Origin of the sequence: Streptomyces sp. NPDC050085 (genome assembly GCF_044460595.1) — a bacterium.
Classification (GTDB): Bacteria; Actinomycetota; Actinomycetes; order Streptomycetales; family Streptomycetaceae; genus Streptomyces.
The window spans coordinates 1,560,274-1,582,086 of the sequence record NZ_JBITJZ010000001.1 but is presented as its reverse complement, the minus strand read 5'-3'; the positions used below and the strand labels follow the sequence as shown (position 1 = coordinate 1,582,086).

Sequence of the window (21,813 nt, the reverse complement as noted above, 5' to 3'; positions counted from 1 at the left end):
GGTCTCGTACGGAGCAGTACGTGATCTTCGTACCGGCGTACGCGGCCGTGCAGGGCCGTACGTGGTGATGCGTGGTTCTACGGTGCTCAGCGCACGCCACGGATGGGGCGCACGGCGAGCGCGCCGAGCACGGCGAGGGCCGCGCCGACGACGAACAGGGTGGTGTAGTTGGCGGCCGACACGATGACGGACGCGACGAACGGGGCGAGGATCTGCGGGCCCGCGGCGGCCATGTTGAGCACGCCGAGGTCGCGGGCCGCGTCGCCCTCGCTCGGCAGGATCATCGTGACGAGCGCGGTGTCCACGGCCATGAAGCAGCCGAAGCCGAGCCCGTTCACGGCGGCGAACACGAGCATCGCCGGCCAGGTGGGGGAGACCGCGGGGACGAGGAGGGAGACGGCGGACACCAGCGCGGAGATGCCGACGAAGGCCTTGCGCCGGTTCATCCGGTCGGACAGCACACCGCCCACGACCGTGGCGATCGCCATGGCCACCGACGACAACGGCGTCAGGATCGCGACGGCGTCGGCGGGCTCCATGCCCTTCGGCAGCGTGATGTGGTCGTCCAGGATGTACAGCTGGTAGCCGAAGACGCAGAAGTAGCCGAGCACGAGCAACGCCCGCCCGATGAAAGCCCACTTGAAGTCGTGGTTGCGCAGCGCGCTCATGAAGGCGGCGAACTGCTGCTTCAGCGGTATGCCCGCGACGGCGGGACGCCGCTCCTCCCGCGCACCGGCGGTGAAGACGACGGCCGCGACGGCGACGAACGCGCCGAGCACCAGATAGCCGGTCCGCAGATGGTCCGTGAACGCGGATCCGAGCAGCGCGCCGAGCGTCGACCCGACGGGCATGCCGAGTCCGACGGCCGCGGACGCCCTGCCGCGGGCGGACATCGGCACGCGGTCGGGGACGACGGAGGTGATCGCGGCCTGGAAGACGTTCATGACGGCCTGCCCGACGCACCAGGCGATCGTGACGAGCAGCACCGTGTGCACGCCGCCGAGCAGGGCCATCGCACCCACGGCCGCGAGGCCGCCGCCGAGGATCCAGGGATTGCGCCGCCCGGACCGGTCGGAGAGGGCGCCCGCCACCGGGTTGAACAGGGTGGCGAAGACGGCGCTCACCCCGCTCACGATCCCGAGCATCGCGACCTTGTGGGCCTTGTCGATGTGCTCGATCTGCAGCGGAAGGAGTACGCCGCCCACCCCGATGTAGAGGGTGTACATGGCGGTGTTGCCGAGCATGAGCAGCGGCAACAGGCCGCGCGGGGTGCGAGCGGGGGCCGGGGCGCCGGTGGCGGTACCGGCCTCGGGGGCGCGCTGGGCGGAAAGGGCCACGTTGCCCTCCTCCTCGTGACGGGACGGTCGTACGGGACGGCCGATACGAGCCGAGCGGTGGTGTACGTACGAGCCGAGCGGTGGTTACACGTGTAAGTTGACACGTGTAACGGATTCTTAGCACCCGCCACGGCACCCGCACCAGACCCCAGGCCCGAAAATCCCGCACAGACGGCTGTGAAAGGATCCACACAGCCATGAACGACAGCGCAGAGCAGCAGGAAAACAGCCCCGGCGGCGCGCGGCGGGCGACCGTGCCCACCAGCGCCTCGGTCGCCCGGCACGCCGGAGTCTCCCGCGCGACGGTCAGCTACGTCCTCAACGGCCAGGCGGCGGGCAAGGTCAGCGCCGCCACCCAGGCCAAGGTCAAGAAGGCGGCGCAGGAACTCGGTTACGTTCCCCACGCCGCCGCCCGTTCCCTGCGCTCCGGCAGCAGCGCCCTGGTCCTGATCGCGGTCCCGGCGGACAAGGTGCCGGCCTTCGGTCCGCTCTTCGCCACGTTCGTCGCGCACTTCCAGACCGCCCTGGAGCAGTACGGCTACACCGGCGTCCTGCACGGCGCCCGCGCCGACCGCTCGCCGCAGGACACGGCCCGCGCCTGGGCCGAACTGCGCCCGGCCGCGGTCCTCGCCACCTTCGGCGCCCCGCTCACCGAGGAGTCGGTCGGCATCCTGCACGGTTCGGGCACCCGGGCGGTGATCTCCTTCGGGCCGCAGCCCGCGCCCGGGGCCCACGGCATCACGATGGACCAGGAGGAGATCGGGGCGGTGGCGGGCGCGCATCTGCTGGCGTCGGGGCGGCGCCGGCTCGGGGTCGTGATGCCCCGGGAGCGTGGCCTCGACTCGTTCAGCGGCCCGCGGCTCGCAGGCGTGACGGCGGCCGCGTCCGCGTTCCCGGGCGCGCGGGTGACGCCTCTCCCGCTCGCCTACACCGAGGAGTCGGCGGCCCAAGTGGCGGTGGACGCAAGGGAGTTGGACGGGATCTTCGCGTACAACGACGAGTACGCGATGCTGCTGATGCGGGCGTTGCAGGACGCCGGTGTGGATGTCCCGCGCGACACGGCCCTGGTCGGTGCGGACGATCTCCTCATCGCCCGGTTGATGCGGCCGCGGCTGACGAGTGTGCGTACCGAGTTGCCCGCGCCGCACGAGGTGGCCGCGCTGGTGGACCGGCTGATCACGGACCGGTCGATCCGGCCCGGGGTGCGCATCCGGTCGACGGCGCAGATCGAGGCCCGGGAGTCCTCGGGCTGAACGCGGGTGCCGCGGGCTGAACGTGGGTGCCGCGGATTGAATGAGAGTGCCGCGGAAAGTTTGCGGAGGGGTCTGGTGCGTCGGGGGTGACACGTGTAACTATCACGCCCCCTCATCCGGAAAGGCGCTCACTGATGACCCGTGTCCCGCACTCCCGCGGCCTTCTCGTGCCCGGCGTGCTTCTCGTCCTGCTGCCCGTCCTGATCGGCGCGGTCGTCCGTGCGGGCGTCACCGACCCGCCGTTCCAGTCCCTGGACGACACCTGGCTGCGCTGGATGGGCGGTCCGCACAAGGGAGTTGCCCACGGTGCGGCGGCGGCGCTCAACTGGTTCGGGGGGCCCGCCGGTGCGCTCGTCCCCTTGGCGGCGACGGTCCTGCTGTTCGCCTTCCGGCGTCCCCGCGCGGCGCTCTTCGTCCTCGCGGCCACCGTGCTGACGCAGGTCGCGGTCCAGGCCCTGAAGCACATGGTCGACCGGCCGCGCCCGGCCCATCCGCTGGTGACGGTCGACCACGGGTCGTTCCCGTCGGGGCATGCCGCGACCATGGCGGTGAGCGTGGTGGCGGTCGCGGCGCTGTTGCCTTCGGCGGGCCGGAAGGTGTGGTGGCCGGTGGGTGTGGTGCTGACGCTGGCGATGATGTGGAGTCGGACGTGGCTGCATGCGCACTGGTTGTCCGATACGGGGGCCGGGGCGTTGGCCGGGGCCGGGGTCGGGCTGCTGGTGTGGTGGGGGTTCGCGGGGCGGGGGTCGGGTGCGGGGCCTGTCGCATCGTTGCTCGGGGGCGGGTCCAGGCCACGGGGCGCTGCCCCGGACCCCGCTCCTCAATCGCCGGAGGGGCTTGAAGTGAGTCGTTGACCGGGGTGGGTGCTCGGCTCGTGGGGCGTTGCCCCGGATTCCGCTCCTCAATCGCCGGAGGGGCTTGAAGTGCCCCCGGTTATCGCTCTGGATCCAACTCCCTCAAGCGCCCGAGGAGTTGGACGAGCGGATGGACTTCGCCACCCCCTCGAAGAACCCCGCATGCGCGGTCGCCGTTGACGGGAGTTCTGGGTTCCAGGGCAGGATCGTGGCGCGTTGGGCCACCGCGGCCCACGCCGGGTCCGTTGCGTACTCGTCTCGGGGCGCCGCGTTCGCGCGCGTGTCCAACAGGATTACTTCCGGGGCCAGTTCGGCCGCGTCGGCCCAGGTGCCGGTGTGCCAGTTGGCGCCCGGGCCCTCGGGGGGTTCCACCGTGTGGACGCCGAGGCCGGTGAGTGCGCTCAGGTCGGGCCACTTCGACGGGCGGGCCAGGTGCACGCTGTCCGGGCCGCCGGGGGAGAGGGCGAGGACCCGTGTCGATCCGGCGGGGCCCTCGGTCAGGGTCGCCAACTTCCGTTCCGCGCGCGTCAGTTCGGCCAGCGCCGACGGGGCCTCCGCGATGCCGAGCGAGCGGCCGAGCTCCGCCACCCGTTCCCGTACGGCCGTGAGACCGCGGCCCTGCCCCACGTCGAGCACGACGAGCGGGACGTGTTCCTCGAGGTGTTTCGCCACGTCGGGCTCGATCCCGTACACCTGGCCGCCGCCGTAGGTCAGCGCCACCACGAGATCGGGGCGCACCGCGAGCACGTCGTCGAGGTCCAGGCCCGCCCCTGCCCCCAGATACGCGATCTCGTCGACCGGTAGAGCGCCCGCCTTCGCGCGGTCGGCGGACTCCCCGTCGTGGTAGGAGCCGAAGATTCCGACGGGGCGCAGACCGAGATCCCACAGGCTCGCGCCCGTCTGTATGTAGGCCACGACCCGCTCCGGCGTCCCGACGGCGGCCGCCAGGTGGCTGCGGTCGTCCGTGAACTCCCACGCGTGTTCGTTTAATTGAGGCATATGGGCACCCTGCCCACCCCGCGCCCGCGGCACGCACCCCTCGGACATGCGTCGGGCCGTGGCCCGCACCCCCTCGACGGGGGACGCGCGACCACGGCCCGGCGTGCGTGCGTGCGTGCGGCAGCCCAAGGCTGCGTACTGTCAGTGCGTCAGGTCCACGTCCACCTCGTGCTTGCCCTCGCGCTCCAGGCGCAGGGGCACCGCGTGGGGCGCGTAACCGCTCGCGATCACCGTGTACTCGCCGGTGTCGAGGTCGCCGAACGCGTACCCGCCGTCCGCCCCGGTGACGGTCGAGGCGACCGTGTTCCCGGCCGCGTCGAGCAGCGTCACACGGGCCTCGTCCACCGGTGCGCCCGCGGTGGTGCGGACGGTGCCGTGGACCCGGGCGCCCGGGTCGAGCCGTACCTCGTAGTGGTCGGCGCCGCCGCCGGTGACCTCCACCGGGAGGGCCGCCGGGCGGTGACCCGGAGAGCTCACCGCGAGGGTGTAGCTGCCGGGGACCAGGTCGCCGAGGCCGAAACCGCCGCCGGTGTCGGAGGTACCGGTGGCGACGACCTCGCCGCGCACGTCGGTGGCGATGACCAGCGCGCCCGGCAGCGGACGTTCGCCGCCCGCGTCGACGACGGTGCCGGTGAGTCCGGCGGCGCCGCTGAGGATCAGGTCGAAGTCGGCGGGGGCGTCGCCGACCGTCACCGTCGTGGCCTGCGGCCTGCGTCCCCCGCCCGAGCCGATCAGCACGTACGTACCGGCGGCGGGCACCGTGACGGCGTACTGCCCGTCGGGTCCCGTCGTCGTGTTGCCGAGCTGTGTGCCGCGCAGGTCGATCAGCGTGACCACGGCCTGCGCCACGGGCGTCCCGTCGCCGTCACGGATGTGGCCGCGCACGCCCGGTCCCGAGAGGGCCGTGGCCGTGGTCGTCGCCGCGGCCATTTCCGCGGCGGTCACCGCGACCGGCGAGACCGCATCGGGGGACACGGCCTCCGCTTCCACGGCCGGGGTGTCCGCCGCGACCGGCTCCTCGCCGTTCTCCGCCGCGGCCCGTGCCTCCAGGCCCGACATCTTGCGCAGCGGGACCTCCTTGGTCCACAGGACCATCAGGAACGCGAGCGCGACGACTCCGGCGGTGATCAGGAACACCACGTGCATGGAACTGGCGAAGCCCTGCTTGAACGGCTCCGCGAGGCGCGGGTCCAGGTGCTGGATGAACGAGGAGTCGCTCAGCACGTCCGAGCCGCCGCCCGAGCCGGGGTTCTTCAGCATGTCGAGCACCGGCTTGTTGGCGGGGTCGGACACCACCGACGGGTCGTGCAGCGCCGCCTGGAACTGCGGGGTCCCCGCGGCCGACTTGAACGCCGAGGCGATCTTGTCGCCGACGTTGCTGAAGAGGACCGAGAGGAAGATCGCGGTGCCCGCGGTCGCGCCCATCTGCCGGAAGAACGTGGACGAGGCGGTCGCGACACCCATGTCCTGCGGCGGGACGGCGTTCTGGACCGCGAGGACCAGCGTCTGCATGCAGCCGCCGAGCCCGAGCCCGAAGACCAGCATGAAGACCATGGACTCCCAAAGGGGCGTGTCCCACTGCACCTTGAAGTGGAACAGGAGCAGTGCCACGACCATCAGCACGGTGCCGATGGTCGGGAAGATCTTGTAGCGGCCCGTCTTCGCCGTGATCTGGCCGGAGACGATCGAGGCGATGATCATGCCGAGCATCAGCGGCAGCATCTCGAGGCCCGAGCGGGTGGGGCTCGCGCCCTTCACGATCTGCAGGTACTGCGGGATCATCAGCATCCCGCCGAACATGCCCGCACCGATCAGCACGGACAGCAGGCTCGTCTTGCTGAAGATCGGGTTGCGGAACAGCCGCATCGGGATCAGCGCGTCGTCGCCCATCCGCCGCTCGACGAGGATCCACGCGATGATGCCGACGACCCCGATGCCGTAGCAGGACAGGGAGCGCGTCGAGCCCCAGCCCCACTCGCGGCCCTGCTCGGCGACGAGCAGCAGCGGCACCACGCCGATGGCGATGGTGAGGGCGCCCCACCAGTCGATGCGCCGGTCGCGCCGGGTGTGCGGGATGTTCAGGACCTTGGCGACGACGAACAGCGCGACGATGCCGATCGGCACGTTCACCAGGAACACCCAGCGCCAGCCGACGACGCCCAGGATGTCGTCCTGCCCGGCCAGGAAGCCGCCGATGAGCGGTCCCGCGACGCTGGAGGTGGCGAAGGTGGCGAGCATGTAGCCCTGGTAGCGGGCCCGTTCGCGCGGCGGCACGATGTCGCCGATGATCGCGAGCGCGAGGGACATCAGACCGCCGGCGCCGATGCCCTGCACGGCGCGGAAGGCGGCCAGTTCGGTCATCGACGTCGAGAACGTGCACAGCGCCGAACCCGCGATGAAGATCGTGATCGCGCCCAGGAAGTAGGGCTTGCGGCCGTGCAGGTCGGACAGCTTGCCGTACAGCGGCGTCGCGATCGTCGAGGTGATCAGGTACGCCGTCGTCGCCCAGGCCTGCTGGCTCAGGCCGTGCAGGTCGTCCGCGATGGTGCGGATCGAGGTGGAGACGATCGTCTGGTCGAGCGCGGCCAGGAACATGCCCAGCATGAGGCCGCTCAGAATGGTCAGGATCTGCCGGTGGCTCAGGCCGCCGGAGGTGGCTATCGCCTTGGTGTCGGTGTCTCCGCGCGATGCGGACACGGCCTCAGTCATGCGTACTTGCTCCCTGCTGCGCCACGGCGGCGGACTGCTGTGCGGTGCCGTGACGAGTGTGTTGATGCTCTGCCAGGTCGTCGTTGAGGCGGGCCATCAGCCGGATGAGCTCGGCCCGGTCGCGTGCGGGCCAGGGCCCGAGGAGCTGGGCCAGCTCGGCGTCCCGCTGGCGGCGGTAGGCCTCGAAGGCCGCCGTCCCCGCCTCGGTGGCGTGCAGCAGCACGCCGCGCCGGTCCACCGGGTCGGGGCGCCGCTCCACCAGGCCGCGTTCCACCATCGACCGCACCTGGCGGCTGACGGTCGACAGGTCGAGCAGGGTCGCCGACGCGAGGTCGGTGGCGCGCTGCGCGCCGTCCCGCACCAGCCGTGCGAGCAGCACGCGCTCCCCGGCCCCCTGCTCGAACTTGGCCCGCTGCCTGCTCGCGGACAGCAGCCGCGAGAACCGCACGATCTCCTGCCCAAGGCCGGCCGCGGCCTCCTCGGCGTCCATGTGCCCCGCCCCTTCGCACCCTTACGTTGCTTGTATCCAGCAAGTGAGTGTAGGCGCCTGTGAACGGCGCGGGAACAGCGCCCCGGTGGCGGCCGCAACGGTGCAGGTCAGTCCGCGGCGAGCAGCCGCTTCCTGCACTCGTCCACGTCGAAGTCGGCCTTCGGGTACTGCGGGTCGAGGGCCTCGAGGTGTTCGAGGAGCAGCTTGCTGATGGCCCAGTTGCGGTACCACTTGCGGTCGGCGGGCACGACGTACCAGGGCGCCTCGTCGGTGGAGCACCGTTCCAGGGCGATCTCGTACGCCTCCTGGTAGGCGGGCCACAGGGCCCGCTCGTCGATGTCGCCCGGATTGAACTTCCAGTACTTGTCCGGATTGTCCAGCCGTTCCAGGAGGCGGCGCTTCTGCTGCTCGTACGAGACGTGCAGGAAGCACTTCACGACGGTCACCCCGTCGTCGGCGAGGGACTTCTCGAACCGGTTGATCTGCCCGTAGCGCCGGCCGAGCTGGCTGCGCGGCACCAGCTCCCGCACGCGGGCGATCAGGACGTCCTCGTACTGGGACCGGTCGAAGATGCCGATCTCGCCCGGCTCCGGCAGGGCCTTGATGATGCGCCACAGGAAGGGGTGGTTGAGCTCCTCGGCCGTCGGTGCCTTGAACGCCTTGATGCGGCAGCCCGACGGGTTGAACAGGCCGATGACGTGCTTGACGGTGCCGCCCTTGCCGCTGGTGTCCATGCCCTGCAGGATCAGCAGCACCCGGCGCCGGTCACCGGCGGTGCCCGCGGCCCACAGGCGTTCCTGGAGGTCGGCGAGGCGTTCACCCATTCGGGCGGTCGCCGCGACGCCCTCGGCCTTGTCGCTCGGGCCGCCGGGGGTGGCGGCCGCGTCGAAGGAGGACAGGTCGACGCGCTCGCCCTCGGGGATGCGCAGCAGCTCGCGCAGCGGGGCGGGGGCGGTGGGGCGCTGCTTCGAGCCGCCCTTGGCGCCCTTCGCCTTTCCGCCGCCGCCCTTCTTCTTGTCCTTCGCCACTGCGCACCCCTTCCGGTCAGGTCCTCCGATCCTGCGTCGGCGCGGGTCCCGCCGCTACTTGTGCCAGGGGCCCGTCACCGCGAACGTCGTACCGGGCGTGTAGCAGTTCACGTACATGGTGGATCCGTCGGGGGAGAACGTGACCCCGGCGAATTCGCCCCACGAGGGATCGTCCGCGGTGCCGATGTTCTGCCGGCCGCGGGCCATCGCGTACACCTCGCCCTTGCGTGTGACGCCGAAGACGTGCTGCGCGCCCTCGCCGTCCTCGCACACCATCAGGCCGCCGCTGGGGGCGAGGCAGATGTTGTCCGGGGACTCGCCGGGCAGTTGTACGTCCGTGTCCGGGCCGAACACGATCACCAGGGTGAGGCGGCGCGCGGACGGGTCGTAGCGCCAGATCTGGCCGAAGTGGTCGGCGGCCGAGCCCGCGCTGCGGTGCGCGAACGACGACACGAAGTACACGCACGATCCGCCCCAGTAGCAGCCCTCCAGCTTCTGGGCGTGGGTGATGCCCTTCGGGCCGAAGTCCTGGAAGCGGATGGGGGTTTGGGCGGCCAGCGGGTCCGGTACGTCGATCCACTCGATGCCGTCGAACGTCGCACCGGTGTCCTGGATCAGGGAGAGGTCGAGGACGCCGGGCACCCGCATCGCCTGGAGCCTGCCGCCCGCGCGCAGTGAACCGAGCCCGCCCTGCGGCCTGTTGGGCAGGAAGCGGTAGAAGAGGCCGAAGGGTTTGTCGAAGGCGTCCTCCGTCTCGTACACGACGCCGCGCCGCGGATCGACGGCGATCGCCTCGTGCTGGAAGCGGCCCATCGCGGTCAGCGGTACGGCGCCCGAGCGGTGCGGGTCGACCGGGTCGACCTCGAAGATGAAGCCGTGGTCCTTGGTGTACCCGTTCGTGCCGGCCCGGTCCTCGGTCTCCTCGCAGGTGAGCCAGGTGCCCCAAGGGGTGTGCCCACCGGCGCAGTTGACGGCCGTACCGGCGATGGCGACGCGCTCGGACAGCACGTTGTTGTGGGAGTCGAGCGCGAGCGCCGTACAGCCGCCCTTGCCCATCGGGTCGTACGTGAGTCCTTCGACGGTCGGCACCGGGACCTTGGCGGTGACGCGGTTCTCGTGGTTGCGCACGAGGTGGACGCGGCCGCGTCTGCCGCCGAAGGCGGCCATGCCGTCGTGATTGCTGGGCACCAGCCCTTCTCCCGAACGGAGTTGGTCCCCTTCCCGGGACAGGACCTTGTAGCGGAACCCCTTCGGGAGGTCGAGCAGACCGGCCGGGTCGGGCACCAACGGCCCGTATCCACCGCGCCCTTGGGCGGCGGCCGACCCGGCGAACAGCTCGGAGAGCGTCCCGGTGAAGGCGATACCGGCGCCCAACGCACCGGTACGGGCCAGGACTTGACGTCGTGTTGCGTGCAGCCGTGTTTCAGACATGGGGCAACCTCCTGCTGGCGGACAGGACTGTGACCCGGCTGTGTCTATCACGCGGTCGGGCGCGCGTGAACCACGCGCGTAGTAAGGCCAGTTGAGAGGTGGTTACTCGTGTCGCCTGTGCGGGGTGGCACGCGGCCCGGGCGATTGCCGGTCACGTACCTCAGTCGCGTACGAGACCCTTCGCGTCCCGTGCCAGTGCGGTGAGCCGGGAGATCGCCCGGAAGTACTTCTTGCGGTAGCCGCCGTTCAGCATCTCCTCGCTGAACAGCCGGTCGAACGGCAGGCCGGACGCGAGCACCGGGATCTCCCGGTCGTACAGCCGGTCGGCGAGGACGACGAGGCGCAGCGCCGTCGACTGGTCGGGCACGGCCGTGACGTCGGTCAGGCAGACCGCCCTGAGGTCGTCCGTCAGGGCGCCGTACCGGCTGGGGTGCACGCGCGCGAGGTGTTCCAGCAGGTGCGGGAAGTCGTCGAGCGAGGCGCCCTCGGTGGCGTACGCGGCCTTGGTGACCTGCTCGTCGGTGAACGGCGCGGGCGCCTCGGGCAGACCCCGGTGCCGGAAGTCCTCGCCGTCGATGCGCAGCGGCCTGAAGTGTGCGGACAGGCCCTGGATCTCGCGCAGGAAGTCGGCGGCGGCGAACCGGCCCTCGCCGAGCTTGCCGGGCAGCGTGTTGGACGTGGCCGCGAGGGCGACGCCCGCCTCGACGAGCTTGCCGAGCAGGGACGACACGAGGACGGTGTCGCCCGGGTCGTCCAGCTCGAACTCGTCGATGCACAGCAGGCGGTGGCCGCTCAGCGTCTTCACGGTCTGCTGGAAGCCGAGCGCGCCCACCAGGTTCGTCAGCTCGACGAAGGTGCCGAACGCCTTGTGCTCGGGTGCCGCGGGGGTCGCGTGCCACAGGGAGGCGAGGAGGTGGGTCTTGCCGACGCCGTACCCGCCGTCGAGGTAGACGCCGCGGGGCCCGGTCGGCGCGGCGGGCTTCTTGGCGAACCACTTGCGCCCGCCCGTCTCCCACCACCGCCCTTCCAAGGAAGCGCTTCGCGCCTTTTTCTTTCCGCCGGTCGCCGCGTGCGCCCCGCCGAGCCCGGCGGCGAACGAGCTCAGGACCTGCACGGCCTCGATCTGGCTCGGCTGGTTCGGATCGGGGATGTACGTGTCGAAGCGGACCGAGTCGAAACGCGGCGGCGGCACCATCTCGGCGACCAGGCGCTCCGCGGGTACGTGCGGTTCGCGGGCGCACAGGGACTGGGGCGCCGGGTCGGCTATGCGACTGATGCCCGTGCGGCCGGAGCCGGTGGTTTCGATGGAGGACGACACAGCACCCCACCTTAATGGCCGTGCCACACTGCACGTCATGCGACGCCTGTTCCCTGTGACGTACGAAACAGCAGATCACCAGGGCCGGGAGGGCGGTGAGTGGAGCCTCGACGAGATCGCCGACGCCTATGCGTATCCGGCCGGTGCGCGGGGGGAGGCCTGGCTGCGCGGCAACATGGTCGCCACGCTCGACGGCGCCGCCCAGCACGACGGCCGCTCCCAGCCCATCTCCAGCGCCACCGACATGCGGATCTTCGGGACCCTGCGCGGGCTCGCGGACGTCGTGGTCGTGGGCGCCCAGACGGTCCGCCAGGAGCAGTACCGGCCGGCCCGCGCCCGGGACGCCTTCACCGAGCGCCGCAAGGCCGCGGGGCAGGGGCCCGCCCCCTCCATCGCGGTGATCAGCGCGAGCCTCGACCTCGACTTCGCCCTGCCGCTGTTCACCGGGCCGCTGGCGCCGACGTACGTGATCACGGGTGCGGGCGCCCCGGCGGACCGGGTCGAGGCGGCCCGTGCCTCGGGCTCCGAGGTGTTGTTCGCGGGGGACGGGGCAACCGTCGATCCCAACCGGGCGGTACGCGCGCTGGCCGAGCGCGGGCTGACCCGGCAGCTGACGGAGGGAGGACCACGGATGCTGGGTCAGTTCGTGGCCGCACAGGTGCTCGACGAGTTGTGTCTGACGCTCTCGCCGATGCTCACGGCGGGCGACGCGCAGCGCATCGCGGGAGGCTCGACGCTTGCCGTGCCGGAACGTTTCGAGCTGGCATCTCTTCTGGAGGAGGACGGTTTCCTCTTCACCCGATACCGTCGGACCCGACACTCGGCGGAATGACCAGTTCCGTTTAGCTTCCGCTGGGCACACTAAATCTCGCAGACCCCGTGCGGCCACGGGGCAGGATGGTTTCCGCAGGTCCCCCAAGGGCCCACCGCGAGGCGGCGGGCCCACGGCAGGAGAAGAAGGGCGCCCGTCGTGTTCACGAGCGTATTGATGATCGAGAAGGCCCTGACGTCCGCCGACGTGGAGTTCGTCACCACCTTGCACGGCGACGAGGAAGTCTCCTTCCACGTGCTGCTCCAGCCCCGCGGCGACCAGGCGGACCGCCTGCTGCGGGCCATCGACGACGTCGCGATGGGCGAGCTCGACGAGGCCGCCCACGAGGGCGAGGTCCCCGAGGGCGAGGACGCCGCGGGGCCCGCGGAGCAGGCCCTCCAGGTCTCGCTCACCGCCCTGCACCAGGCGGGCTGCGCCGCCGAGGGCCGGCTGATCGAGGACCACCCGCTCGACGCCCTCAAGGCACGCGTCGACGAGGTCAAGGCGGACGAGGTGATCGTGCTGACCGACCCGCACTACGTCGAGGAGTTCTTCCACCGGGACTGGGCCTCGCGGGCCCGGCACAAGGTCGGGGTGCCGGTGCTGAAGCTGTTCTCGTACAGCAAGGCGTAGCGGCGAGGTGCCGACCGGGCGGGGTCGAGGCAATAGGGTTGTCACCGGTCCGGGGACACAGTGTCCCCTGGACCGGTGACACCCAAGAACCTCAGGGGAGAGACACGTATGGCACCCGGCCTGCCCCAGTCCATCGCCGGCATGGACCGACCGCACTTCATCGGCATCGGCGGCGCCGGCATGTCGGGCATCGCGAAGATCCTGGCCCAGCGCGGCGCGAAGGTGGCGGGCAGCGACGCACGCGAGTCGGCCACGGCCGAGGCGCTGCGCGCCCTCGGCGTCACGGTGCACATCGGCCACGACGCGGCCCACCTCGCACCGGATGCGACCTGCGTGGTCGTCTCCTCCGCCATCCGCGAGGACAACCCGGAGCTGGCGCGCGCCGCCGAACTCGGCATCCCGGTCGTGCACCGCTCCGACGCGCTCGCCTCCCTGATGGACGGCCTGCGCCCGATCGCGGTGGCCGGCACCCACGGCAAGACGACCACGACGTCGATGCTGGCGGTCTCCCTGAGCTCCCTCGGCCTGAACCCGTCGTACGCGATCGGCGGCGACCTCGATGCCCCCGGGTCGAACGCGCTGCACGGCGACGGCGACATCTTCGTCGCCGAGGCCGACGAGTCGGACCGCAGCTTCCACAAGTACCGGCCCGAAGTCGCGATCATCCTCAACGTCGAACTCGACCACCACGCCAACTACGCGTCGATGGACGAGATCTACGACTCCTTCGAGATCTTCACGTCGAAGATCGTCCCCGGCGGCACGCTCGTCATCGCCGCCGACCACGAGGGCGCGGTCGAGCTGACCCGCCGCATCCGCGACACGACGTCCCTCAAGGTCGTCACGTACGGCGAGTCCGAGTCCGCCGACATCCGGATCCACAAGATCACGCCGCGCGGCCTGACCAGCGAGGTCACGGTCCTCCTCGACGGCAAGCTGCTCACCTTCACCGTCTCCGTCCCCGGCCGCCACTACGCGCACAACGCGGTCGCGGCGCTCGCGGCGGGCGTGGCGCTCGGCATCCCCTCCCGGAACCTGGCGGGCGCGCTGAAGTCCTACACGGGCGTCAAGCGCCGCCTCCAGCTCAAGGGCGAGGAGAACGGCGTACAGGTCATCGACTCCTACGCCCACCACCCCACCGAGATGACGGCGGACCTGGAGGCGATGCGCGCGGCGGCGACCGACTCCCGCCTCCTCGTCCTCTTCCAGCCCCACCTCTTCTCCCGCACCCAGGAACTGGGCACGGAGATGGGCGCGGCCCTCGCCCTCGCCGACGCCTCGGTCGTCCTCGACATCTATCCGGCCCGCGAGGACCCGATCCCCGGCATCACCAGCGCCCTGATCGTCGACGCGGCGCGCGCGGCGGGCGCCGACGTCCAGGCCGCGGCCGACAAGGCGGCGGCCGTCGAGACGATCGCGGGAATGGCCAAGCCCGGCGATCTCGTTCTCACCATGGGCGCGGGCGACGTCACGGACCTCGGCCCGCGCATCCTGGACCGCTTGAAGGGCTGAGGAGACCTGACATGTCGTACGACATCGAGAAGCCGGACGAGCAGTGGCGCGCGGAACTGAGCCCCGCGGAGTACGCCGTACTGCGCCAGGCCGGCACGGAGCCCGCCTTCACCGGTGAGTACACGGACACGAAGACGACGGGCGTCTACTCCTGTCGCGCCTGCGACGCGGAGCTGTTCACGTCGACCGAGAAGTTCGAGTCGCACTGCGGCTGGCCGTCCTTCTACGACCCGAAGGACTCGACGGCCGTCGAACTGATCGAGGACCGCTCGCACGGCATGGTGCGCACGGAGGTGCGGTGCGCCCGGTGCGGCTCGCACCTCGGGCACGTCTTCGAGGGCGAGGGCTACCCGACGCCCACGGACCAGCGCTACTGCATCAACTCGATCTCCCTCAGGCTGGCCCCGGCCGGGGAGTGACCCCGGGGTCTTCCCCCAGCGCATCCCGATCCCGCCCGGCCATTCTTCGGATGGCGCCGGGCGGGATCGCTGTGTTTTGGGCGGCGGCCCGCCGGGGATCCTGGCACTGCCCAGCTCAGGCGTGGGCCAGTTCCGGGGAGTTGATCGCGAAGTCGCCCGGGTCGACGCCGCCCTCCTTCGTGTCGTCGTTGGCGAAGACGAACGACTCGATGGGGACGTCGCGTGCGGCGCTGAGCGCGCGGACCAGTTCCTGGACGACCGCTGTCTCGAGGACGACGCGGGGGGCCGGGGCCGTCTCGGGGAGCCGGACCACGGTGAGGGTGTCGGTGCCGGGGACGTCCTTGGTGGTGATCAGGAGCGTGAGGTGGCCGGCCGAGGAGAGGGAGCGGGCCAGGTCGATCTCGCGGGCGTCGCCGAACACGACGTGCAGGGTGTTGCCCGCCGACTCCATCTCGCCGTGCAGGTAGTTGCGGGTCGCCGAGGCCGCGGCGGGCATCCGCGGGACCTCGCGCAGCAGCAGCGCCGCCTCCTCCGCCGAGGCCCGGGAGGCGCCGGAGGCGACGCAGTCCGCGGCCACGCAGCGGCCCGCCCGGGCGGCGAGCGGGGCGATCGCCACCTCGGCCTGGTGCCGGACCGTGCGCAGCCGTTCCGCGATGCCGTGCCAGGGGTCGTCGGTGCGGCCCGCGACGGCGCCCGCGAGCAGGTCGAGGGCGACGACCGTGCCGGTGAACCCGATGGTGGAGGCGTACGAGTCGGGCTCGTTGCCCAGGTCGACGGTGAGTTCGGCGAGGTCGCCGAGCGGGGACGGGGTGACGTTCAGGACGGCGAGGGTGGAGGCGTCGCCGGCCGCCTTGAACGCCGCGAGCGTCTCCGAACTGCGGCCGCCCTGCGAGACGCCGATCAGCAGGTCCGTGTCGAAGCCGGTCAGTCCGGTCTCGACCTCGTCGGCGAGGACGCGCTGGGCCGCGACTCCGTGGACCCGCAGCACCTCGACGGGGACGGCGAGCGCCGCGTACGAGGCGCCGATGCCGGTGAACAGCGGGCGGCGTACGGAGCGCAGGCCCGCGAGGGACGCGGCGGCGAGCCGGGTGCGCAGCCGGTCGGCGATGCGGTCCAGGGCCTCGGGCTGCGCGTCCTGGCCGACCTCGAAGGTGATGCGGGATCCGGACATGGGGTTCCTTGTTCCTTGCTTCTTGCTTTGTGGTTCGTGGGCGTGGTTGGTCAGGGCCTGGGTTGTGGCTCGGTGTCCGTCGCGGGGCGCTCCGCCTGGGGCGGGACCGTCGCCGACGCGCTCGGGGTGTCGTCGGCCGGGTTGTCCATCGGTTCGCGGCCCGGTGTGGGCAGGTTGAACCGGACGATGGCGAACCGGAAGATCACGTAGTAGAGGGCGGCGAAGGCGAGGCCGATCGGGATCAGCAGCCAGGGTTTCGTGGCGATGCCGAAGTTGAGGACGTAGTCGATCGCGCCGGACGAGAAGCCGAAGCCGTCCCGGATGCCGAGGGCGTAGCAGACGGCCATCGAGACACCGAAGAGCACCGCGTGGATCGCGTAGAGGACGGGCGCCACGAACATGAAGCTGAACTCGATCGGTTCGGTCACGCCCGTGACGAACGAGGTCAGCGCGACCGAGATCATCATGCCCTTGACGACCTTGCGGTTCTCGGGGCGTGCGGTGTGCGCGATGGCGAGGGCGGCGGCGGGCAGCGCGAACATGTAGATCGGGAAGCCGCCGGTCATGAACTGGCCCGCGCTCGGGTCACCGGCCAGGAAGCGGGCGATGTCGCCGTGCGCCTGGGCGCCGGTGTGCGGGTCGGTGAAGCTGCCGGCCTCGAACCACGGGAAGAACGAGAAGAAGTGGTGCATCCCGACGGGGATGAGGGCGCGTACGACCAGGCCGAACAGGCCCGCGCCCCAGGCGCCGGTGCCCACCAGCCACTCGCCGAAGTGGAAGAACCAGCCGCCGACGGTCGGCCAGATGAAGCCGAAGGCCGAGCCGATGACGACGCCCGCGAAGGCGCTGAGGATCGGCACCAGGCGGCGCCCGCCGAAGAAGCCCAGCCACTCGGGCAGCCTGGTGCGGCTGAAGCGCTGGTAGAGCAGGGCGACGACCAGGCCCATCACGATGCCGCCGAGCACCTTGGCGTCCAGCGGCTTGCCGTCGGCGCCGTGCGGGAAGGCGCTGGACGCCAGCACGCTCTTGAAGACCAGGTAGCCGACCGCGGCGGACAGGGCGGTGGAGCCGTCGGCCTTCTTCGCGAAGCCGATGGCGACACCGATGGCGAAGAGCAGCGGCAGGTTGTCGAAGACCGCCTGGCCGCCCGCGGTGAGGATCATCCCGAACTTCCGGACGACCAGCGGGAACGCCTCCCGGCCCAGCAGGTCGTCCTTGCCCAGGCGCAGCAGGATGGCGGCCGCGGGCAGGACGGCCACGGGCAGCATCAGACTGCGGCCGATGCGTTGCATGACCGCCATGGCGCCGGCGCCGGATCGCTTCTTTGCGAGGGCCGTACTCATCCGTCTTCCTCCATCGGGGCAAGGGGAGCGGTGCCGCCGGAAGTGCGTCGGACACCGAGGTCAGCGGGGGTTCGACCCGGCCGCTGTCCTCACAAGGTAAGCAGTGGTCTGCAACTGGTCAATAGTGGTATTCGGTTGGGAGGCGTTCGAGGTCCAATGCGGGCGGCTTCGGGTCCTAGGGCCTGCTGGGCCTGGGGCGTACGGTCCCTGGCCGGGTGGTAAGCGGTGGTACGGTTTCAGTCGCCGACGAGGAGGTCAGCCATGCCGGACCACGCCCGCTCCGCCCGCGCGCCCCAGCGCGCCAGCGGTGCCGCGCCCCTGTGGTCGCAGGCGGCGGACCTGATCCGCGAGGAGATCGCCCGGCGCGGTCTCGAGGCCGGGGCCAAGCTGCCCTCCGAGCGGGATCTGTGCGCCCGCCTCGACATCTCCCGCGTCACCCTGCGCAAGGCCCTGCTGCACCTCGTCGACCAGGGGCTGATCACGGCGTCGCACGGCCGCGGCTGGTTCGTGGCGGAGCCGGCGCCCGCCCGGGAGTGGCCCAACGACCTGGAGTCGTTCACCACGACGGCCCGCCGCAAGCGCATGACGCCGGGCTCGCTCGTGCTGCGCCAGGAGCCGGTCCTCGCCACGCTCGACGACGCCGACCGGCTCGACGTGCCGGCCGGTACCCCGCTGTTCCGGCTCGACCGGGTCCGGCTCCTCGACGAGGTGCGGGTCGCCGTCGACCGTGCCCTCGTCGTCGCCCGGCTCGCGCCCGGCATCGAGGACGTCGACTTCACCGCGAACTCGCTCTTCGAGGAACTGCGCGCCCGCGGCGTCGAGTTGGACCGCTCCGAGGTCACCATCGAGGCGCACGCGGCCGACGCGGAGCTCGCCGGTCAGTTGCAACTCCCCACGGGCGCGCCCGTGCTCCGCCTCGACCAGACGATCTATGCGCGCGAGCAGCGGCCCGTGCTGCTGTCGACCGTCGAGTACAGCGGGGAGCGCTACCGGCTGCGGACGACCTTCCAGCCGGGCTGAACCGGCCGACGGTCTGCTCGGACCCGCGGGGCCACGTCGCCTCCTCCCTCGGGGCGTGCACCATGCGTTTCGCGAACTTCGTCAGGGAATGGGGCTGCATGGAGCCATGGTGCTCCGGTGGAGGGCCGGTTGTGTGCGGCGTAAGTCCCGGGGTCCCGGCCGATGGACCCGCAGCCGCATGAGGTAGAACTGAACCCCTTAGGTAAGCCTCACCTAAGTCGTCTTTCCGGGTTGTCTACCTGAGTTGTCAGTCAACGGTCGGCGTGCCACGTGGCTCGTCTCGTTCCCGTTCGTTCGTCAGGACCTCATATGTCTCACGTCAGCCGCCGCACCTTCCTGCTGGGCGCCCTCGGCGCCTCCGGTGCGGTCGCGGGCCTCGCCGCCTGTTCCTCCGGATCCGGATCCGTCGGTTCGAGCGGCTCCTCCGGCTCGGACTCCACCACGGCTGCCGCGCCGGCACCCTCCGCCCCCGCCGACGGCATGGGCAGCGCCCAGGGCGACGGAGTCTTCCCGCGCACCGTCAAGCACTACGGCGGTACGACGAAGGTGGCCGCCAGGCCCGTCCGCGTCGTCGTCCTCGGCACCGGCCAGCTCGACGACGCGCTCGTGCTCGGGCACGCCCCGGCCGGTGCGACGTACGGCATCGGCGAGGACCTGATTCCCGGCTACCTCGTCGAGGCCTTCCCGCAGCAGGCCGCCGCCCTCAAGAAGACCGCGCGGCTCGGTGAGCGCACGGCGCCGAACCTGGAGGCGATCGAGGCCGCGAAGCCCGACCTCATCCTCGGCAACTCCAGTCAGCAGGACCTCTACAAGAAGCTCTCCGCGATCGCGCCCACCGTGCTCACCAAGGGTCAGGGCATCAACTGGAAGGCCGACTTCCTGCTGATGGCGTCCGCCCTCGGCGCGCAGGGCGACGCGGAGAAGGCCCTCGCCGCGTACGCGAAGTCCGCCGACGGCGTGGGCAGGGCCGCCGTCACCGTCTCCCTCGTCGCCTTCTCCACCGGCCGTACGCGGATGTGGGGCACCCGGTCCTTCTCCGGCTCGGTCCTCACCGACCTGGGGTACGGGCGCCCGGACGCGCAGCGGTTCGCCGACACCTCCAAGGACCTGAGCGCCGAGCAGCTCGCCGAGGTGGACGCGGACTGGATCTTCTACGGGGTCCAGGAGGGCGCCGACGTCGAGGACGTCGTCAACGGCGACCTGTGGAAGTCCCTGTCCGCGGTCAGGGCCGGGCGCGCGGTGAAGGTCGCGTACACGCCGTGGTTCCTGAGCGCGGGGCAGACCGCGGCGGACCGGGTCGTCGCGGATCTGGCGAAGCACCTCACCAAGTGACGCCGGGCGCGGGGGACTCGGGGCCGGCTCTCAGCCGGCTCTCAATGGCTCCGGGTCCGCCGCGCCCGTACCAGCAGCCACAGCAGATACGGCGCTCCCACCAGCGCCGTGACCACGCCGACCGGGAGTTCGGTGGGGGCCAGGGCCGTACGCGCCGCCGTGTCGGCCACGACGGTGATCACCGCGCCCGTCAACGCCGAGCAGGCGAGCGGGAGTTCGGGGGAGCGGGTGAGGCGGACCGCGATCTGCGGGGCGACCAGGGCCACGAAGTCGACCGGGCCCGCGGCGCCCGCCGCGCACGCCGCGAGGACCACGCCGAGGAGCGCGAGCAGCAGCCGGTCCCGGCCCGGGCGGGCGCCGAGCGCCTGTGCCTGTTCGTCACCGAGCGCGAGTCGGCGCATGGCGCGGGCCGCCCCCACCAGGAAGGGCAGTGCGACCACGAGCACCGCGCCGAGCCAGCGGGCCTGCGCGAGGTCCGCGCCGTTGAGGCTCCCCGTCATCCACACCTTCGCCGTCTGCGCCGTCGTGCCCTCGCCGTGCGAGAGGAACAGCGACGTCACCGCCGACAGGCCGCTGCTCAGCGCGATGCCGACCAGGACGAAGCGGTGTGCGGCGAGGCCGCCGCGCCAGGCCAGGACGTAGACCAGCGCGCCCGCCGCGAGCCCGCCCGCGACCGCGGCCCACGGCAGTTGGCCGGGCGACGCCGTGATCCCGTACGTCATCAGGCCGACGACGAGCACCGACGAGCCGTGCGTGACCCCGAGGACGTCGGGGCCGGCGAGGGGATTGCGGGCGACGGCCTGGATCAGTGCGCCCGCACAGCCGAGCGCCGCCCCCACCAGCGCGCCCAGGACGACGCGCGGCAGCCGCAGTTCCCCGACGACGACCCGGTCGGGTCCGCCCCCGGTGAGGAGCGCGTCGAGGACACGGCCCGGCGGCACGTACGCGTCGCCGGCGCAGAGCGCGAGCACCGCCGCCCCGGCGAGCGCCGCCAGCAGGGCGAGGACGATCAGCGCGGACCGCGGGCGCACCAGTACCGCGTACGGACCCGTCCGCAACGCCCTTGTCCCGGCGGGGGGTCGAAGCGTCACGCTCACACCGGCACCCCCTTGCGCGCGCGGACGAGCCAGATCAGCAGCGGCACCCCGGCCACCGCGGTCATCACCCCGGCCGGCACCTCGGAGGGCGGGAACAGGATCCGGCCCACGGTGTCCGTCGACAGCAGCAGCGCCGCTCCGCACAGCGCCGACAGCGGCAGCAGCCACAGATGCCGTACGCCGACCAGGGCCCGGGCCGCGTGCGGGGCGAGCAGGCCGACGAAGGCGACGGGCCCGGTCGCGGCGACCGAGGCGCCGGTCAGCACGGTCGCGCCGAGCACGGCCACCGCCCGCACCAGCCGCACCCGCGTGCCGAGCGCCGCCGCGGCCTCGTCGCCGAGCGCGAGGACGTCGAGGCTGCGCGCGAGCGGCAGCACCAGCGCGCAGCCCACCGCGACGAACGGCAGCAACTGCCACGCCGTCCGCTCGGTCGCGGTGCCCAGCGAGCCGATCTGCCAGAACCGGAACTGGTCGTACGTCGCCGCGTTCGTGGTCAGCACCGCGTTGTTGAGGGCGCCGATGAACGCACCGATGGCGCTGCCCGCGAGCGCCAGCTTCACCGGGGTCGCACTGTCCCGGCCGCGCCCCGCGAGCCCGTACACCACGGCGGCCGCGCACAGGGCGCCGAGGAAGCCCCACCACACGTACGCCGTGTAGGAGGTCACGGAGAAGACGGAGACGGCGATGACGACGCCGCTCGCGGCGCCCTGGCTCACTCCGAGGATCCCGGGGTCCGCGATCGGATTGCGGGTCACCGACTGCATGACGGCGCCGGCGAGGCCGAGCGCCGCGCCCGTCGCGATGCCGATGAAGGTGCGCGGGACCCGCAGTTGGCGCACGATCACCGCGTCCGGGTCGCCGCTGCCGTGCAGCAGTCCCTGCAGGACGGCGGGGAGTCCGATGCCTTTGCTGCCGAGGGCGAGGCTGGCGAGAGCGGCCAGGACGAGGACGCCGAGAGCGGTCAGGAGGACGGGGACGCGGCCGAGGGGCGGGGCACCGCCCGTCCGGGCCGAGGGTGGTGCCATGGGACCTTCTCGCGCAGGTGCGGACCGGCGG

The 21,813-nt window shown here is 71.8% G+C and carries 19 protein-coding genes; 8 read left to right on the top strand and 11 right to left on the bottom strand.

Annotated features, from left to right (window positions below):
• Positions 1–86: 86 nt before the first annotated feature.
• Positions 87–1,337 carry an MFS transporter gene (locus ACIBUY_RS06855; RefSeq protein WP_365566999.1) on the bottom strand — a complete coding sequence of 417 codons (1,251 nt, stop codon included), beginning with the start codon at positions 1,335–1,337 and terminating at the stop codon, positions 87–89.
• Positions 1,338–1,534: 197 nt separating this feature from the next.
• Between ACIBUY_RS06855 and ACIBUY_RS06850 the strand changes: the two genes are divergently transcribed.
• Positions 1,535–2,590 carry a LacI family DNA-binding transcriptional regulator gene (locus ACIBUY_RS06850; RefSeq protein ID WP_399151996.1) on the top strand — a complete coding sequence of 352 codons (1,056 nt, stop codon included), beginning with the start codon at positions 1,535–1,537 and terminating at the stop codon, positions 2,588–2,590.
• Between the two features lie 134 nt (positions 2,591–2,724).
• A complete protein-coding gene (locus ACIBUY_RS06845; RefSeq protein WP_365566997.1) occupies positions 2,725–3,444 on the top strand; it encodes a phosphatase PAP2 family protein in 720 nt (239 codons plus the stop codon).
• A gap of 102 nt (positions 3,445–3,546) precedes the next feature.
• On the opposite strand, the gene ACIBUY_RS06840 is transcribed toward ACIBUY_RS06845, so the two are convergent.
• From ACIBUY_RS06840 to zapE, 6 genes are all read right to left on the bottom strand, one after another.
• A complete protein-coding gene (locus ACIBUY_RS06840) occupies positions 3,547–4,443 on the bottom strand; it encodes an ABC transporter substrate-binding protein (protein ID WP_399151995.1) in 897 nt (298 codons plus the stop codon).
• 141 nt (positions 4,444–4,584) lie between these two features.
• Positions 4,585–7,152 (bottom strand): MFS transporter, encoded by a 2,568-nt coding sequence (locus ACIBUY_RS06835; RefSeq protein WP_399151994.1) that lies wholly within the window; start codon positions 7,150–7,152, stop codon positions 4,585–4,587.
• A complete protein-coding gene (locus tag ACIBUY_RS06830) occupies positions 7,145–7,642 on the bottom strand; it encodes a MarR family transcriptional regulator (RefSeq protein WP_365566994.1) in 498 nt (165 codons plus the stop codon). The genes ACIBUY_RS06835 and ACIBUY_RS06830 overlap by 8 nt, the downstream gene beginning before the upstream one ends.
• Before the next feature lie 107 nt (positions 7,643–7,749).
• Entirely contained in the window at positions 7,750–8,670 is a 921-nt protein-coding gene (locus tag ACIBUY_RS06825; protein WP_399151993.1) for a polyphosphate kinase 2 family protein, read from the bottom strand.
• A gap of 54 nt (positions 8,671–8,724) precedes the next feature.
• Positions 8,725–10,101, bottom strand: coding sequence for a PhoX family protein (locus ACIBUY_RS06820; protein WP_399151992.1), 1,377 nt, complete (start codon positions 10,099–10,101; stop codon positions 8,725–8,727).
• 160 nt (positions 10,102–10,261) lie between these two features.
• Positions 10,262–11,458: a cell division protein ZapE gene (gene zapE, locus ACIBUY_RS06815; RefSeq protein ID WP_365566992.1), complete on the bottom strand. Its 1,197-nt coding sequence runs from the start codon at positions 11,456–11,458 to the stop codon at positions 10,262–10,264.
• Here zapE and ACIBUY_RS06810 point away from each other — a divergent pair.
• From ACIBUY_RS06810 to msrB, 4 genes are all read left to right on the top strand, one after another.
• Entirely contained in the window at positions 11,457–12,251 is a 795-nt protein-coding gene (locus ACIBUY_RS06810; protein WP_365566991.1) for a pyrimidine reductase family protein, read from the top strand. The genes zapE and ACIBUY_RS06810 overlap by 2 nt on opposite strands.
• A 138-nt stretch (positions 12,252–12,389) precedes the next feature.
• Positions 12,390–12,863 carry an indole-3-glycerol phosphate synthase gene (locus tag ACIBUY_RS06805; RefSeq protein ID WP_365566990.1) on the top strand — a complete coding sequence of 158 codons (474 nt, stop codon included), beginning with the start codon at positions 12,390–12,392 and terminating at the stop codon, positions 12,861–12,863.
• Between the two features lie 108 nt (positions 12,864–12,971).
• Positions 12,972–14,375: a UDP-N-acetylmuramate--L-alanine ligase gene (gene murC / locus ACIBUY_RS06800; RefSeq protein ID WP_365566989.1), complete on the top strand. Its 1,404-nt coding sequence runs from the start codon at positions 12,972–12,974 to the stop codon at positions 14,373–14,375.
• 11 nt (positions 14,376–14,386) lie between these two features.
• Positions 14,387–14,794, top strand: a complete 408-nt coding sequence (gene msrB, locus ACIBUY_RS06795; protein WP_399151991.1) for a peptide-methionine (R)-S-oxide reductase MsrB — start codon at positions 14,387–14,389, stop codon at positions 14,792–14,794.
• Between the two features lie 115 nt (positions 14,795–14,909).
• Here msrB and ACIBUY_RS06790 read toward each other — a convergent pair whose 3' ends face one another.
• Positions 14,910–15,965 (bottom strand): SIS domain-containing protein, encoded by a 1,056-nt coding sequence (locus ACIBUY_RS06790; protein ID WP_399151990.1) that lies wholly within the window; start codon positions 15,963–15,965, stop codon positions 14,910–14,912.
• A 50-nt stretch (positions 15,966–16,015) separates the two neighbouring features.
• Positions 16,016–17,308 (bottom strand): PTS transporter subunit EIIC, encoded by a 1,293-nt coding sequence (locus ACIBUY_RS06785; protein ID WP_399151989.1) that lies wholly within the window; start codon positions 17,306–17,308, stop codon positions 16,016–16,018.
• Between the two features lie 261 nt (positions 17,309–17,569).
• On the opposite strand from ACIBUY_RS06785, the gene ACIBUY_RS06780 reads away from it, so the two are divergent.
• Entirely contained in the window at positions 17,570–18,328 is a 759-nt protein-coding gene (locus tag ACIBUY_RS06780; protein ID WP_365566984.1) for a GntR family transcriptional regulator, read from the top strand.
• A gap of 309 nt (positions 18,329–18,637) precedes the next feature.
• Positions 18,638–19,660, top strand: a complete 1,023-nt coding sequence (locus ACIBUY_RS06775; protein WP_399151988.1) for an iron-siderophore ABC transporter substrate-binding protein — start codon at positions 18,638–18,640, stop codon at positions 19,658–19,660.
• A 41-nt stretch (positions 19,661–19,701) separates the two neighbouring features.
• Here ACIBUY_RS06775 and ACIBUY_RS06770 read toward each other — a convergent pair whose 3' ends face one another.
• Positions 19,702–20,757: a FecCD family ABC transporter permease gene (locus ACIBUY_RS06770; protein ID WP_399151987.1), complete on the bottom strand. Its 1,056-nt coding sequence runs from the start codon at positions 20,755–20,757 to the stop codon at positions 19,702–19,704.
• Positions 20,754–21,782, bottom strand: a complete 1,029-nt coding sequence (locus tag ACIBUY_RS06765) for an iron ABC transporter permease (RefSeq protein WP_365566981.1) — start codon at positions 21,780–21,782, stop codon at positions 20,754–20,756. Before ACIBUY_RS06765 ends, ACIBUY_RS06770 begins: the two co-directional genes overlap by 4 nt.
• Between the last annotated feature and the right edge of the window lie 31 nt (positions 21,783–21,813).